19 protein-coding genes are annotated in these 13353 nt (G+C 51.9%); 6 read left to right on the top strand and 13 right to left on the bottom strand.

What is annotated here, in order from left to right:
- The first annotated feature begins 451 nt into the window (after nt 1-451).
- Entirely contained in the window at nt 452-1006 is a 555-nt protein-coding gene (locus tag OOJ60_RS23705; RefSeq protein ID WP_060570669.1) for a gamma carbonic anhydrase family protein, read from the top strand.
- Here OOJ60_RS23705 and OOJ60_RS23700 read toward each other — a convergent pair.
- The 6 genes from OOJ60_RS23700 to dprA are packed head-to-tail and all read right to left on the bottom strand — an operon-like array spanning nt 982 to nt 4774.
- Complete coding sequence (locus OOJ60_RS23700; protein ID WP_042293067.1) at nt 982-1239, bottom strand: DUF1488 domain-containing protein; 258 nt, start codon at nt 1237-1239, stop codon at nt 982-984. The two genes, OOJ60_RS23705 and OOJ60_RS23700, sit on opposite strands and share 25 nt — an antisense overlap.
- Nucleotides 1236-2054, bottom strand: a complete 819-nt coding sequence (gene aroE / locus OOJ60_RS23695) for a shikimate dehydrogenase (protein ID WP_042293069.1) — start codon at nt 2052-2054, stop codon at nt 1236-1238. Before aroE ends, OOJ60_RS23700 begins: the two co-directional genes overlap by 4 nt.
- A 4-nt stretch (nt 2055-2058) precedes the next feature.
- Nucleotides 2059-2631: an L-threonylcarbamoyladenylate synthase type 1 TsaC gene (tsaC, locus tag OOJ60_RS23690; protein ID WP_042293071.1), complete on the bottom strand. Its 573-nt coding sequence runs from the start codon at nt 2629-2631 to the stop codon at nt 2059-2061.
- Entirely contained in the window at nt 2624-3178 is a 555-nt protein-coding gene (locus tag OOJ60_RS23685) for a DNA topoisomerase family protein (protein WP_060570672.1), read from the bottom strand. Before OOJ60_RS23685 ends, tsaC begins: the two co-directional genes overlap by 8 nt.
- Nucleotides 3179-3204: 26 nt before the next feature.
- Nucleotides 3205-3678 (bottom strand): DUF494 family protein Smg, encoded by a 474-nt coding sequence (gene smg / locus OOJ60_RS23680; RefSeq protein ID WP_012908442.1) that lies wholly within the window; start codon nt 3676-3678, stop codon nt 3205-3207.
- Complete coding sequence (gene dprA, locus OOJ60_RS23675) at nt 3650-4774, bottom strand: DNA-protecting protein DprA (protein ID WP_042293077.1); 1125 nt, start codon at nt 4772-4774, stop codon at nt 3650-3652. Before dprA ends, smg begins: the two co-directional genes overlap by 29 nt.
- A gap of 129 nt (nt 4775-4903) precedes the next feature.
- Here dprA and def point away from each other — a divergent pair, with 129 nt between their 5' ends.
- From def to mscL, 5 genes are all read left to right on the top strand, one after another.
- On the top strand, nt 4904-5413 hold the full coding sequence (def, locus tag OOJ60_RS23670; RefSeq protein ID WP_205613264.1) for a peptide deformylase: 510 nt from the start codon (nt 4904-4906) through the stop codon (nt 5411-5413).
- A gap of 14 nt (nt 5414-5427) precedes the next feature.
- On the top strand, nt 5428-6375 hold the full coding sequence (gene fmt, locus OOJ60_RS23665) for a methionyl-tRNA formyltransferase (RefSeq protein ID WP_060570675.1): 948 nt from the start codon (nt 5428-5430) through the stop codon (nt 6373-6375).
- Between the two features lie 52 nt (nt 6376-6427).
- Nucleotides 6428-7717: a 16S rRNA (cytosine(967)-C(5))-methyltransferase RsmB gene (gene rsmB, locus OOJ60_RS23660; RefSeq protein WP_205613263.1), complete on the top strand. Its 1290-nt coding sequence runs from the start codon at nt 6428-6430 to the stop codon at nt 7715-7717.
- A gap of 21 nt (nt 7718-7738) precedes the next feature.
- Entirely contained in the window at nt 7739-9115 is a 1377-nt protein-coding gene (trkA, locus tag OOJ60_RS23655; RefSeq protein WP_042293086.1) for a Trk system potassium transporter TrkA, read from the top strand.
- 139 nt (nt 9116-9254) lie between these two features.
- Nucleotides 9255-9668, top strand: coding sequence for a large-conductance mechanosensitive channel protein MscL (gene mscL / locus OOJ60_RS23650; RefSeq protein ID WP_042293089.1), 414 nt, complete (start codon nt 9255-9257; stop codon nt 9666-9668).
- Here the strand turns inward: mscL and arfA are convergent.
- The 7 genes from arfA to rpsK form a co-directional block, all read right to left on the bottom strand.
- Nucleotides 9665-9883 carry an alternative ribosome-rescue factor ArfA gene (arfA, locus tag OOJ60_RS23645; protein WP_042293091.1) on the bottom strand — a complete coding sequence of 73 codons (219 nt, stop codon included), beginning with the start codon at nt 9881-9883 and terminating at the stop codon, nt 9665-9667. The genes mscL and arfA overlap by 4 nt on opposite strands.
- A gap of 56 nt (nt 9884-9939) precedes the next feature.
- Nucleotides 9940-10365: a Zn(2+)-responsive transcriptional regulator gene (gene zntR, locus OOJ60_RS23640; protein WP_042293092.1), complete on the bottom strand. Its 426-nt coding sequence runs from the start codon at nt 10363-10365 to the stop codon at nt 9940-9942.
- A 10-nt stretch (nt 10366-10375) separates the two neighbouring features.
- A complete protein-coding gene (locus OOJ60_RS23635; RefSeq protein WP_042293094.1) occupies nt 10376-10744 on the bottom strand; it encodes a DUF1992 domain-containing protein in 369 nt (122 codons plus the stop codon).
- Between the two features lie 108 nt (nt 10745-10852).
- Complete coding sequence (gene rplQ, locus OOJ60_RS23630) at nt 10853-11239, bottom strand: 50S ribosomal protein L17 (protein ID WP_001216372.1); 387 nt, start codon at nt 11237-11239, stop codon at nt 10853-10855.
- Between the two features lie 40 nt (nt 11240-11279).
- Nucleotides 11280-12269: a DNA-directed RNA polymerase subunit alpha gene (locus OOJ60_RS23625; protein WP_001162094.1), complete on the bottom strand. Its 990-nt coding sequence runs from the start codon at nt 12267-12269 to the stop codon at nt 11280-11282.
- Between the two features lie 25 nt (nt 12270-12294).
- The gene (rpsD, locus tag OOJ60_RS23620) at nt 12295-12915 is read right to left on the bottom strand and encodes a 30S ribosomal protein S4 (protein WP_012908432.1); all 621 of its coding nucleotides are present in this window, start codon (nt 12913-12915) and stop codon (nt 12295-12297) included.
- A 33-nt stretch (nt 12916-12948) separates the two neighbouring features.
- A complete protein-coding gene (gene rpsK / locus OOJ60_RS23615; protein WP_001029684.1) occupies nt 12949-13338 on the bottom strand; it encodes a 30S ribosomal protein S11 in 390 nt (129 codons plus the stop codon).
- Nucleotides 13339-13353 lie beyond the last annotated feature (15 nt).

The raw sequence follows: 13353 nt of genomic DNA, 5'->3' as shown, positions 1-13353 counted from the left end.
ATTAAACTTCGTAATGAATTACGTGTTCACTCAGAGACTTGGTATTCATTTTTCGTCTTGCGACGTTAAGAATCCATGTCACTTTGAGTGCCCACACAGATTGTCTGATAAATTGTTAAAGAGCAGTTGCGACGCGCTTCAGCGCTCTGTCGCGAGGTGGCGTATATTACGCTTTCCTCTTTCAGAGTCAACCCTGAATTTCAGGATTTTTCTCTTCGTTGTGACGACCATCTTGTGAAGCGTTTCACTTTGTCGTCTCAACGGAGGCGCATTATAGGGATCCCAATTTTTTGCACAAGCCTTTTTTCGATCTTTTTTTCCATTTGCTGCTTTTTCACTCCTTTCGTTTCATTCCTGCGCAATGTGACGCTTTTTTGATAGCTAAATCACTTGCACAAGGCCAGAAATGCAACCAAAGTCATCATTACTGTTCTCTTTATCTGAGGTAAACATGTCTGACGTATTACGCCCTTATAAGGATCTTTTTCCGCAGATCGGACAACGCGTGATGCTCGATCGCAGCAGCGTTATCATTGGCGATGTTCGTCTGGCAGACGATGTCGGGATCTGGCCGCTTGTCGCGATCCGTGGCGATGTAAATTACGTTGAGATTGGCGCACGCACCAATATTCAGGATGGCAGCGTCTTACACGTCACTCACAAATCGCCTTCCAACCCTGAAGGTAATCCACTGATCGTGGGCGAAGATGTCACTGTTGGACATAAAGTAATGCTCCACGGCTGCATTATTGGCAACCGCGTCCTGGTCGGAATGGGCTCGATTCTGTTAGATGGCGCGATCATTGAAGATGACGTGATGATTGGCGCCGGTAGTCTGGTGCCGCAAAACAAACGTCTGCAAAGCGGCTATCTGTATCTGGGAAGCCCGGTTAAACAGATCCGGCCTCTAACGGAAGATGAGAAAACGGCGTTGCGATATTCCGCCAACAACTACGTGAAATGGAAAGACGAGTATCTGACTCAGGACAGCCAGATCCATCCCTGATCGTCTTCCTGCTGGGACTGGATCAAGGCTTCAGCCTCTTCTTCCAGATCCCAGCGGTGCTCACAAAAGTGAGCCAGCCATTCCTCCGCCGTTTCGCCACCAAAGCGTTTCGCCAGCGATTCCCCCTTTATGGCACACATTAACTGCATGCCATTCACCAGCGCCGGGAAGCAAACAGCGCATTCATCCACACGCCATTCCTCTCTGTCAGGAAACAGAATCGCCTGGTTCATGCAGACAACTCCTGCTTGAGGCGCGCAATCACCGGTTCGATTTCGGGTAAAATACCATGCCAGAGCAAAAACGCATGAGCAGCCTGTCCCACCAGCATTCCCAGGCCATCGGCGACGCGCTTCGCGCCATGTTGTTCACACCACAAGAGAAAAGGCGTCCGTCCCTGCTGGTAAAGCATGTCGTAACAACAGACCGAGGGATAAATCAGCGACGCAGGGATCGCCGGGATCTCACCATTGAGTCCGCTGGATGTGGCATTGATGATCACATCAAAGTGATGGTCTGCCAGTTCATCCATGCCCAGCGCCTGCACACTACCGGTATGCGCAAAGACCTTCGCCAGTTCCTGAGCCCGGGATGCCGTTCGGTTGACAATGGTCACGCCACAATCCAGAGAAAGTAACGGTAACAGAACCCCACGCGCTGCCCCGCCAGCGCCGATCAGCAAAATTCGCTGCCCCGGTTGAATAAAGGATAAACGTTCAAGATCGCTTAACAAACCGATACCGTCAGTGTTATCTCCGAGTAGACGACCATCCTCAAGTCGTTTGATCGTATTCACTGCGCCAGCCAGCGCCGCACGCTCCGTCAATTCATCCGCACGGGCAAAAGCCTCTTCTTTAAAAGGCACCGTGACGTTCGCCCCTTTGCCTCCCCCGGCAAAAAAAGCGTTTAACGTGTTAACAAAGTCATCCACGGGCGCCAGTACGCGACCATACGGGTGATCGATTTGCAACTGCTGCGCAAATTGCTGATGAATAAACGGTGACTTACTGTGTGCTATCGGATGGCCGAAAACAGCATAGGTTTCCATTCTCTTACCCCTGTCGAAACAGTTCGCCCGTTAATGCATCGCGAATTTCAGAAGGATTCAAACGACCGCCCGTTTCGCCTTCCACAATCGGGAAGTCGTCGCCGAATTGCGCCCGCACATCTTCCGTTGTGCGACACGGCGGCAGTCCACTCAGGTTGGCGCTGGTTGATACCAGCGGTTTGCCATACGCCTTACACAGGGCGACCACCAGCGGATGATCTGTCACACGTACCGCCAGTGAATTGAAGCGACCTGTTAGCCAGCGTGGCGTGCTCTCAGGCGCAGGGAAAACAAAGGTTACCGGCCCTGGCCAACATGCAAATACAGCTTCACGCTGTGCTTCGGTGAGCATACTGTCGTCAATATATGGTCTGAGTTGTTCAAAATTTGCGGCGATCAAAATCAGCCCTTTGTCTACCGGGCGTTGTTTGAGCGCCAGCAGACGATTTACAGCCGTTTCGCTGTCGGGATCGCACCCGACACCAAATACAGCTTCCGTTGGATAGGCGATGACATTTTTATTATTAAGTTCCTCTACCGCTGCGGCGATAGAGTCTGTTGGCAGGTTATTATTCACTTTTTTGTTCCGCCGAAACCGGCTTTCCACATTGTTTACTGGCGCAGAAGTGCTTAACACCTTGCGCGGTTTTCTTTTCGATAAGGAGCGGATAGTGACACTCAGGGCACTCTCCAGCTATCGGTTTGGCGTTAATGACAAACTGGCATTCCGGATAGCGATCGCAGGAATGAAAGGTTTTGCCATAACGGGAACGCCGCTGAACCAGGTGACCAGTCAGGCATTGAGGGCAGGTTATTGCGGTTTCGTCTGGCTTATCAATCATCTCGGTATGATCACATTCCGGATAATTGCTGCAGCCGATAAACATACCAAATCGCCCCTGTCGTAGCACCAGCTCGGCGCCGCAATCGGGGCAGAATTTCCCCTCCAGAACTTTGACAATATGTCCGTCCGCCGTGGATTTCAGCGGACGAATATAGTCGCATTCCGGATAGTGAGAGCATCCGAGAAACGGACCGTGTTTCCCGGAGCGAATAACCAGTTCAGCCCCACACTGTGGGCAGGGCTCATTTTTACGCACCGCAAACAGTGCTGATTTAGCCATAACAACTCATGCTGGATTAAGATTGATTAATGCAGCATACCTTCATTCACTTCAAAGAGTAATTCTTCCATTTGCTGGTAGGCATTTTCACATCCTGGAATGTTAAACAGCACCATTAATATGACCCATTTCAGATCTTCCAGGTCGAATTCTGCGGTATCCAGCGCGAGTACGCGTTCAATCACCATTTCTCGCGTTTCGAGGTTTAGCACCTGAATCTGCTCGAGGAATAACAAAAATCCCCGGCAGCTGGCATCCAGACGATCGCACTCTTCTGGAGTATAAATACGAACAGAGAGAGGATCGGAAGCAAGCTGCATTGGCTCAGCAAGCCCTTCCTGATAGTCAGCCAGCTTTTCCAGCCACAGGAGTGCATTGTAGATGTCTTCACGATCAAAACCGGCGTCGGTAAGATCCCGTTCAAGTTTGTCCTGATCCACACGTAATTCCGCTTCGTTGTGGATATACGTTTCAAACAAATACATTAGTACGTCGAACATGGCATGCCCTCCTCAATCGGACATAGCCGCCGGGTACAGCTGCGATCCATCCTGCTAACTCCAGTTCGAGTAGCTGAGCCACTACCGCTGGCACAGGTTGGCCGGCACGTTCAGCGACGACGTCAACAGGTGTTACCTCATCTCCTACGTTAGCCAGGAGCTCGGGAAATGGCAATGCCGCAGCTTCGCGATCTGGTGAATAAAGTGAATTTTCAGGCTCATCTGGCAGCCAATGTAAGCCATACTGCAAATTTTCCACGATTTCCTCTGGCGAAGTCACAAGTGTGGCGCCCTGCTTCACGAGCCAATGCGGCCCTTCGCTTCCCGGGTTCCCTATTGGCCCCGGTAAAGCAAACACTTCCCTGCCTTGCTCTATCGCGCAGCGTGCAGTCACCAGAGATCCGCTGCGCTGCGCTGCCTCTACCACCAGCACGCCTTTGCTCAGGCTGCTGATGATACGGTTTCGTCGGGGAAAATTGCGCGGGAGCGGGTGCATTGCCAGCGGAAATTCGGATACCAGCGCCCCGCCCGCGTCGAGCAATCGCTCTGCCAGATAGCCATGACTACGTGGATAGATAACCTCGAGACCGCTGCCCAACACAGCGATACTTTTACCTTGTGCCTGGATTGCCGCAGTATGCGCTATTCCATCAATGCCGCGCGCCAGTCCGCTGGTGATTGTAATTCCCCAACCTGCGAGCTTTTCGCAGAACATCCGCCCCCACCGTTCTCCGTACCAGGAAGGCGTACGGCTTCCCACCACCGCCAGCTGTACGTCATGAAGACAGGCGAGGCTTCCGGAAACAAACAGGGCGCCAGGATAATCGTCAATAGCACGAAGTTGGGTTGGATAATGATCATCATCCGCCAGTAATAAATAATGATGAGGCGCCTCAAGCCAAAGCAGCGTTTTCTCCCGTTCTTCATCCGAAAGCGAGAAAAAGCGTTTAATCCAGGAGGGCGAAAACCCCGCGTTGCGAAGCACCGCGGCATCAATATGTGGCTGTGCGATAAGCCAGTGTGCGATGCGCAGCATCTCGTCGCCGCACAATTCACTCACCCGCATCAAACGTAGCCAAATCTCTGTACGGTTCATCCTTGTCCCCCTGCCACAGGCAGTCTCAGCAATCTTTGCGATTGGTCACTGATGCTGTCAATCAGAGGGGGATTTGTCTAGAATAGAGGTAATAATCTTTTCAACTCCTGAACACAACTCTGGATAACTATGTCAGTTTTGCAAGTGTTACATATTCCGGACGAGCGCCTTCGCAAAGTCGCAAAACCGGTTGAAGAAGTGAATGCAGACATTCAGCGTATCGTCGATGATATGTTCGAGACGATGTACGCAGAAGAAGGTATTGGCCTGGCAGCGACGCAGGTTGATATTCATCAGCGGATAATCGTGATTGACGTCTCTGAAAACCGCGACGAGCGCCTGGTGCTCATTAACCCGGAACTGCTGGAAAAAGAAGGCGAGACCGGTATCGAAGAAGGGTGCCTGTCGATTCCGGAACAGCGCGCTTTGGTGCCACGAGCGGAAAAAGTGAAAATTCGCGCGCTCGATCGCGAGGGTAAACCATTTGAGCTGGAAGCCGACGGCCTGCTGGCTATTTGTATCCAACACGAAATGGATCATTTAGTCGGTAAATTGTTTATCGATTATTTGTCGCCGCTGAAGCAGCAACGTATTCGTCAGAAAGTTGAAAAACTCGACCGCCTGAACGCACGAGCTTAAGGACAAGAATCAACGTGTCAGACTCACTACGTATTATTTTTGCGGGTACACCTGACTTTGCAGCGCGTCATCTTGACGCGCTGTTGTCTTCTGGACACAACGTTGTCGGCGTGTTTACCCAGCCCGACCGCCCGGCAGGCCGCGGCAAGAAACTCATGCCCAGCCCGGTAAAAGTGCTGGCGGAAGAAAAAGGCATTCCCGTATTCCAACCCGCCTCATTACGCCCGCAGGAAAACCAGCACCTGGTTGCCGATCTGCACGCAGACGTTATGGTTGTCGTAGCGTATGGTCTGATTCTTCCCAAAGCGGTGCTGGATATGCCGCGGCTCGGTTGCATTAACGTCCACGGTTCCTTGCTCCCACGCTGGCGTGGCGCGGCGCCGATTCAACGTTCGCTTTGGGCTGGCGATGCCGAAACAGGCGTAACCATTATGCAGATGGACGTTGGTCTGGATACGGGCGATATGCTCTACAAGCTCGCTTGTCCGATTACCGCAGAAGATACCAGCGGTACGCTGTACGACAAGCTGGCAGAGTTGGGCCCGCAGGGTTTGATCGAAACGCTGAAACAATTAGCCGAAGGGCGGACAAAACCAGAAGCTCAAGATGATGCGCTGGTTACCCACGCTGAGAAACTCAGCAAAGAAGAAGCCCGAATTGACTGGTCGCTTTCCGCAGCGCAACTGGAACGCTGCATTCGCGCGTTCAACCCTTGGCCGATGAGCTGGCTGGAAATTGACGGTCAGCCGGTGAAAGTCTGGCAGGCGTCCGTTGTGGCTGCTGCCACCCAGGCTCAGCCCGGGACTATTCTGGACGCGACAAAACACGGCATTCAGGTTGCCACAGGCGACGGCATTTTAAATTTGCTCTCGTTGCAGCCCGCCGGAAAAAAAGCCATGAGCGCGCAGGATCTTTTAAATTCACGTCGGGAATGGTTCATTCCTGGCAACCGTCTGGCCTGACGGTCACTTCTTACTCCGCCCGGTGTCGCCGGGCATTTTTATTTTTGCGGTTATGAATAAGAAACTCAACTTACGCAGTATGGCGGCGCAAGCCATTGAACAGGTCGTCGAGCAAGGACAATCATTGAGCAATGTTCTGCCGCCGATGCAACAAAAGGTTTCCGACAAAGATAAGGCACTGCTGCAGGAGTTGTGCTTTGGGGTGCTGCGCACGCTGTCACAACTGGAGTGGCTGATCAGCAAGCTCATGTCTCGCCCAATGACGGGCAAGCAACGTACCGTGCATTACCTGATTATGGTCGGATTCTACCAACTGCTGCATACGCGCATTCCCCCTCACGCTGCGCTGGCCGAAACGGTCGAGGGCGCAGTCGCCATCAAGCGCCCTCAACTGAAAGGCCTTATCAACGGCGTGTTACGTCAGTTCCAGCGTAAGCAGGATGAGCTGCTGGCGGAATTTTCTAACACTGAAGCGCGTTTTTTGCATCCTTCCTGGCTGCTTAAGCGCCTGCAAAAAGCCTGGCCGGAACGATGGGAAGCTCTTGTCGAGGCCAACAACCAGCGCCCACCGATGTGGTTGCGGGTAAACCGCACGCATCATTCACGAGACGCCTGGCTGGCACGACTGGAAGAAACAGGCATGACAGGCTTCACCCACCCGGCATACCCTGACGCGGTACGCCTGGAAACGCCTTCACCAGTGCATGCGCTTCCTGGCTTCGACGAAGGCTGGGTCACCGTTCAGGACGCTTCCGCTCAGGGCTGCGTCACCTTTCTTGCGCCGCAAAACGGCGAACATATATTAGATTTATGCGCGGCGCCAGGCGGTAAAACCACGCACATCCTCGAAGCGGCCCCCGAAGCCGATGTTCTGGCCGTGGATGTTGATGAACAGCGGCTCTCTCGCGTTTATGACAACCTTAAACGTCTCGGGATGAAAGCGACCGTTAAGCAAGGCGACGGACGTTATCCGGCGCAGTGGTGCGGCAAGCAGCAGTTTGATCGTATTTTACTGGACGCTCCCTGCTCTGCCACTGGCGTTATCCGTCGCCATCCAGACATAAAATGGCTGCGTCGGGATCGGGACATTGCCGAACTGGCGAAGTTACAGGCAGAAATACTGGATGCCATCTGGCCGCATCTGAAATCAGGCGGGACGCTGGTGTACGCAACCTGTTCAGTACTGCCGGAAGAGAACAGTCTACAGGTTAAAGCTTTCCTGCAACGCACAGCAGACGCCATTCTCAGCGAAACCGGTACGCCTGAACAACCTGGCCGGCAAAATCTGCCTGGCGCAGAAGAAGGTGATGGCTTCTTTTACGCTAAGCTAATCAAAAAGTGATGAGATAACGGGTCACGACTGATGAAAATAATCATTCTGGGCGCAGGGCAGGTTGGCGGCACACTGGCAGAAAACCTGGTTGGCGAAAACAACGATATCACCGTGGTCGATACTAACGGTGAGCGTCTGCGAAGCTTACAGGATAAGTTCGATTTGCGCGTGGTGCAGGGCCACGGTTCACATCCTCGCGTTCTGCGTGAGGCCGGGGCTGACGATGCCGATATGCTGGTAGCTGTAACCAGTTCCGATGAAACAAACATGGTCGCCTGCCAGGTGGCCTATTCTTTATTCAACACACCGAATCGTATCGCGCGTATACGCTCTCCAGACTACGTTCGCGATGCAGATAAACTGTTTCATTCTGAGGCCGTACCTATCGATCATCTCATTGCCCCGGAGCAACTGGTTATCGATAGCATTTACCGGCTGATCGAATATCCCGGCGCACTGCAGGTGGTTAACTTTGCGGAAGGCAAGGTCAGCCTGGCTGTCGTTAAGGCTTACTACGGCGGTCCGCTGATCGGGAATGCCCTGTCAACCATGCGTGAGCACATGCCGCATATTGATACGCGAGTCGCGGCTATTTTTCGTCACGATCGTCCTATCCGCCCACAGGGATCAACCATTGTCGAAGCCGGGGATGAAGTCTTCTTCATTGCGGCTTCTCAGCATATCCGCGCGGTAATGAGCGAGTTGCAGCGGCTGGAAAAACCGTACAAACGCATCATGCTGGTTGGCGGCGGTAATATCGGCGCAGGTCTGGCGCGTCGCCTGGAAAAAGATTACAGCGTGAAGCTGATCGAACGCGATCAGCAACGGGCGGCAGAGTTGGCTGAAAAACTGCAAAATACGATCGTCTTTTTTGGCGATGCGTCAGATCAGGAGTTGTTAACCGAAGAACATATTGATCAGGTCGATCTCTTTATTGCGGTGACCAACGACGATGAAGCGAATATCATGTCGGCAATGTTGGCTAAACGGATGGGCGCAAAAAAGGTGATGGTGCTGATCCAGCGCCGCGCTTATGTCGACCTCGTTCAGGGGAGCGTCATAGATATCGCCATATCACCGCAGCAGGCAACGATATCAGCGTTGCTCAGCCACGTCCGTAAAGCGGATATTGTAGGCGTTTCCTCTTTACGCCGTGGCGTGGCGGAAGCCATTGAAGCTGTGGCGCACGGGGATGAGAGCACCTCCCGCGTGGTGGGCCGGGTTATTGATGAAATCAAACTGCCGCCAGGAACAATTATTGGCGCCGTGGTACGTGGCAATGACGTCATGATTGCGAATGACAATTTGCGCATCGAGCAAGGCGATCATGTCATTATGTTTTTGACCGACAAAAAGTTTATTACTGACGTCGAACGCTTATTCCAGCCAAGCCCTTTCTTCCTGTAACTGAGAAGGGTGCATTATTAGCACCCTTTTTAATCCACTGATTTGACAAGGTTAATTCGAACATTTATCTCATGACATAAATGGAAATTGCCTTAACATTTGTTAAACTTATTATCGTCAGCTGCTTGGGAGAATAAAAATGAGCATTATTAAAGAGTTTCGCGAATTCGCGATGCGCGGGAATGTTGTCGATTTGGCAGTGGGTGTCATTATTGGTGCGGCGTTCGGTAAGATTGTTTCATCACTGGTTGCCGATATCATCATGCCACCGCTGGGATTATTAATTGGCGGGATCGATTTCAAACAGTTTGCCTTTACGCTACGTGAGGCGCAGGGCGACATCCCGGCTGTTGTGATGCATTACGGTGTGTTTATTCAGAACATCTTTGATTTCGTGATTGTCGCGTTTGCTATCTTCATGGCGATCAAGTTGATTAACAAACTCAACCGTAAGAAAAAAGAAGAGCCGGCGGCGCCACCCGCTCCGACAAAAGAAGAAGTGCTACTCACTGAAATACGTGACCTGCTCAAAGAACAAAATAACCGTTCTTAACTACTCGCTAAAAGCAGAAGGCCAGTGGTAAAAAAGTGATTCACTTTCTTGCCACTGGCCTCCCAGTTCCCGCGATTGCCGTGTTTTCCTTTACGTAAATAACTGCCTTTCCCTTTCTTGTTCTTTTCCACGCGTTGCCTGAAAAGTGGGTCATGCAGTAGTGCCTCTATGGCGTTGTCTTTGATCTGCCCTTTCGTATGTTGATAACGGCTCATAATTACTCCAGTTGTAGGATTTAACGGCGCGAGTGTAATCCTGATGGTTGACTAAATCAACAGCCTGACTTTATTCCACTGGCGCCTTGCTCCAGGGCCTCGAGAATCGAACAGTAAACGCTACTGTGCGCCGTACCACAACAGGCGTCATTCAGTCGTTGCAGGGAACGCTGCATTGTTTGCAGTTCCGCTATTCTTGCTTCAACTTCTTTCAGCCTCTCCTGCACGATCCCTTTTGATTCCTGGCAGGTATGATGCTCGGGATCGATACGGATCGACAGCAGTTCGCGGATCGACTCGAGTGTAAAACCAAGCTGTCGCGCGTAGCGGATAAATTTCAGGCGTTGAAGATCGTTTTCGGTATACAAGCGAAACCCACCTTCAGTACGGACTTCATGTTCCATCATCTGCTGCTTCTCATAATAGCGGATGGTGTCCGGCGTAACCTCGGCCAGCTTTGCTAACTCTCCAATACGATACATCTCTTCTCCTTTAACGCTCACTGATTTTATGCGACAGCTTTTTGGCATATTCACCGCGAAGAAATTCCGTACTCACCCCGGCCTGTCTGAGCTTGAGCTCCAGTAATGACAAACGACGACTGACTTCCTGATACTGAGGATCATCCTGTCGAATCCCGTTTAGCAAATCCAGCAGCGCAATCGCTTCTTTACGCTGTTCCAGTTCAGGGGGAAGACAGCCTGCATTTTTCAGTAAGCGATAGCCAGCGCGTAGTTCAGCAGGAACATGCGAGTCGTCATCCAGAATGAGCGGCTCTCCGCGTCCGGGCAGATGGTCAAATTCGCCTTTACTCTGCGCTTCAAGGATATGGCGCTCCGCCCACTGGTCCAGTAACCACATACAACGCTCCAGGGGATGAACAAAAAGAATACAAATTATTGTAGATAAGTGGGGATGCTGCGGATATAAAAAAACCCGCCGGAGCGGGTTTTTTTACGTTACTACAGATTACTCTGCAGCAGCTTCTGCTTTCGACTCAGAGCGATCAACCAGCTCGATGTAAGCCATCGGCGCGTTGTCGCCTGCACGGAAGCCACACTTCAGAATGCGAGTGTAACCACCGGCGCGGCTCGCGAAACGCGGGCCCAGCTCGTTAAACAGTTTTGCCACGATCTCGTTATCACGAGTGCGGGCGAATGCCAGACGACGATTAGCTACGCTATCAGTCTTGGCAAGAGTAATCAGCGGCTCAACTACGCGGCGCAGCTCTTTCGCTTTAGGCAGGGTCGTCTTGATGATTTCATGACGAACCAGTGAACCTGCCATATTGCGGAACATAGCCTGGCGATGGCTGCTGTTGCGGTTCAGTTGACGACCACTCTTACGATGGCGCATGACCTTATCCTTCTCAGTAAAACCTTAACCTGCGATCCGGTTACTCGTCAGCGATGCTTGCCGGTGGCCAGTTTTCCAGGCGCATACCCAGAGACAGACCACGGGAAGCCAGCACGTCTTTAATCTCAGTAAGAGATTTTTTACCAAGGTTAGGCGTCTTAAGAAGCTCAACCTCAGTACGCTGTACCAGATCACCGATATAGTGGATAGCTTCTGCTTTGAGGCAGTTAGCAGAGCGGACAGTCAATTCCAGATCGTCAACAGGGCGCAGCAGGATCGGATCGAATTCTGGTTTCTCTTCTTTCACTTCCGGCTGACGTACATCACGTAAGTCAACGAAAGCTTCCAGTTGTTCAGCCAGAATGGTCGCCGCACGACGAATCGCCTCTTCAGGATCGATTGTGCCGTTGGTTTCCATTTCGATGACCAGCTTGTCCAGGTCGGTACGCTGTTCTACACGCGCTGCTTCAACATTGTAGGCGATACGCTCTACAGGGCTATAGCATGCGTCGACCAGCAGACGGCCGATTGGGCGCTCATCTTCTTCCGAATGAATTCGGGTAGAAGCCGGCACATAACCACGACCGCGCTGAACTTTGATACGCATGCTAATAGACGCGTTCTCATCGGTCAGGTGGCAGATCACGTGCTGCGGCTTGACGATTTCGACATCACCGTCGTGGGTAATGTCGGCTGCAGTCACAGGGCCAATGCCAGATTTATTCAAGGTAAGAATAACTTCATCTTTACCCTGAACTCTCACCGCCAGCCCTTTCAGGTTGAGCAGGATTTCCAGGATGTCTTCCTGAACGCCTTCTTTGGTGCTGTACTCATGTAGTACACCATCAATCTCAACCTCGGTCACCGCGCAACCCGGCATCGATGAGAGCAGAATACGGCGCAGTGCGTTACCTAAAGTATGGCCAAAGCCACGCTCTAAAGGCTCAAGGGTCACCTTGGCGTGCGTCGAACTCACTTGCTCGATATCTACCAGGCGCGGTTTTAGAAACTCTGTCACAGAACCCTGCATTGTGTCCTCTCTTTGGTACTAAGCTTTACTTGGAGTAAAGCTCGACGATCAGGTGTTCGTTAATGTCCGCAGACAGATCAGAACGCTCAGGCTTACGCTTGTACGTACCTTCCATCTTGCCAGCATCAACTTCCAGCCAGGTTGGCTTTTCACGCTGCTCAGCCAGCTCCAGAGCGGCTTTCACGCGAGACTGCTTCTTCGCTTTCTCACGAATGCTAACAACGTCATTCGGACTAACCTGATAAGAAGCGATGTTAACAACACGACCGTTTACCATAACAGCTTTATGGCTAACCAGCTGACGTGCTTCTGCACGAGTGGCGCCGAAGCCCATACGGTATACAACGTTGTCCAGACGACCTTCCAGCAGAGCCAACAGGTTTTCACCGGTGTTGCCTTTCAGACGTGCTGCTTCTTTGTAGTAGTTACGGAACTGACGCTCCAGCACACCGTAGATACGGCGAACTTTTTGCTTTTCACGCAACTGCACACCATAGTCAGACAGACGCGGTTTACGCGCACCGTGCTGGCCAGGAGCTTGTTCAATTTTACACTTGGTATCGATCGCGCGAACGCCGGACTTAAGGAATAAGTCGGTGCCCTCACGACGGCTCAGCTTGAGCTTAGGACCCAAATATCTTGCCATTTTCTTTCTCCAACAAACCTGGAAAACGAAGCGTTATACGCGACGTTTTTTCGGCGGACGACAACCGTTATGAGGGATCGGAGTCACATCAGTAATATTAGTGATGCGGAAACCAGCGGCGTTCAGAGCACGAATAGTAGATTCGCGGCCTGGACCCGGACCTTTAACCATAACTTCCAGATTCTTGATGCCGTATTCTTTAACGGCGTCAGCGCAACGCTCTGCTGCAACCTGAGCTGCGAACGGAGTGGATTTGCGAGAACCACGGAAACCGGAACCACCGGCTGTTGCCCAACCCAGCGCGTTACCCTGACGATCGGTAATAGTCACGATGGTGTTGTTGAAAGAAGCATGGATATGAGCCACGCCGTCAGAGACTTGTTTTCTTACACGTTTACGTGCACGAATTGGTGCCTTTGCCATTATTCAATCACCCCG

It is taken from the genome of Citrobacter sp. R4 (genome assembly GCF_026719175.1).
GTDB classification, from domain to species: domain Bacteria; phylum Pseudomonadota; class Gammaproteobacteria; order Enterobacterales; family Enterobacteriaceae; genus Citrobacter_A; species Citrobacter_A sedlakii.
Note: the sequence above shows the minus strand (reverse complement) of the source record. Positions and strands in the feature narration are given on the sequence as shown.

Bases quoted from the DNA above. Each gene is read 5' to 3' on its own strand.
- OOJ60_RS23705 (WP_060570669.1), top strand. From the start codon at position 452: ATGTCTGACGTATTACGCCCTTATAAGGATCTTTTTCCGCAGATCGGA.
- OOJ60_RS23700 (WP_042293067.1), bottom strand. From the start codon at position 1,239: ATGAACCAGGCGATTCTGTTTCCTGACAGAGAGGAATGGCGTGTGGAT.
- aroE (WP_042293069.1), bottom strand. From the start codon at position 2,054: ATGGAAACCTATGCTGTTTTCGGCCATCCGATAGCACACAGTAAGTCA.
- OOJ60_RS23685 (WP_060570672.1), bottom strand. From the start codon at position 3,178: ATGGCTAAATCAGCACTGTTTGCGGTGCGTAAAAATGAGCCCTGCCCA.
- smg (WP_012908442.1), bottom strand. From the start codon at position 3,678: ATGTTCGACGTACTAATGTATTTGTTTGAAACGTATATCCACAACGAA.
- dprA (WP_042293077.1), bottom strand. From the start codon at position 4,774: ATGAACCGTACAGAGATTTGGCTACGTTTGATGCGGGTGAGTGAATTG.
- def (WP_205613264.1), top strand. From the start codon at position 4,904: ATGTCAGTTTTGCAAGTGTTACATATTCCGGACGAGCGCCTTCGCAAA.
- rsmB (WP_205613263.1), top strand. From the start codon at position 6,428: ATGAATAAGAAACTCAACTTACGCAGTATGGCGGCGCAAGCCATTGAA.
- trkA (WP_042293086.1), top strand. From the start codon at position 7,739: ATGAAAATAATCATTCTGGGCGCAGGGCAGGTTGGCGGCACACTGGCA.
- mscL (WP_042293089.1), top strand. From the start codon at position 9,255: ATGAGCATTATTAAAGAGTTTCGCGAATTCGCGATGCGCGGGAATGTT.
- arfA (WP_042293091.1), bottom strand. From the start codon at position 9,883: ATGAGCCGTTATCAACATACGAAAGGGCAGATCAAAGACAACGCCATA.
- zntR (WP_042293092.1), bottom strand. From the start codon at position 10,365: ATGTATCGTATTGGAGAGTTAGCAAAGCTGGCCGAGGTTACGCCGGAC.
- OOJ60_RS23635 (WP_042293094.1), bottom strand. From the start codon at position 10,744: ATGTGGTTACTGGACCAGTGGGCGGAGCGCCATATCCTTGAAGCGCAG.
- rplQ (WP_001216372.1), bottom strand. From the start codon at position 11,239: ATGCGCCATCGTAAGAGTGGTCGTCAACTGAACCGCAACAGCAGCCAT.
- OOJ60_RS23625 (WP_001162094.1), bottom strand. From the start codon at position 12,269: ATGCAGGGTTCTGTGACAGAGTTTCTAAAACCGCGCCTGGTAGATATC.
- rpsD (WP_012908432.1), bottom strand. From the start codon at position 12,915: ATGGCAAGATATTTGGGTCCTAAGCTCAAGCTGAGCCGTCGTGAGGGC.
- rpsK (WP_001029684.1), bottom strand. From the start codon at position 13,338: ATGGCAAAGGCACCAATTCGTGCACGTAAACGTGTAAGAAAACAAGTC.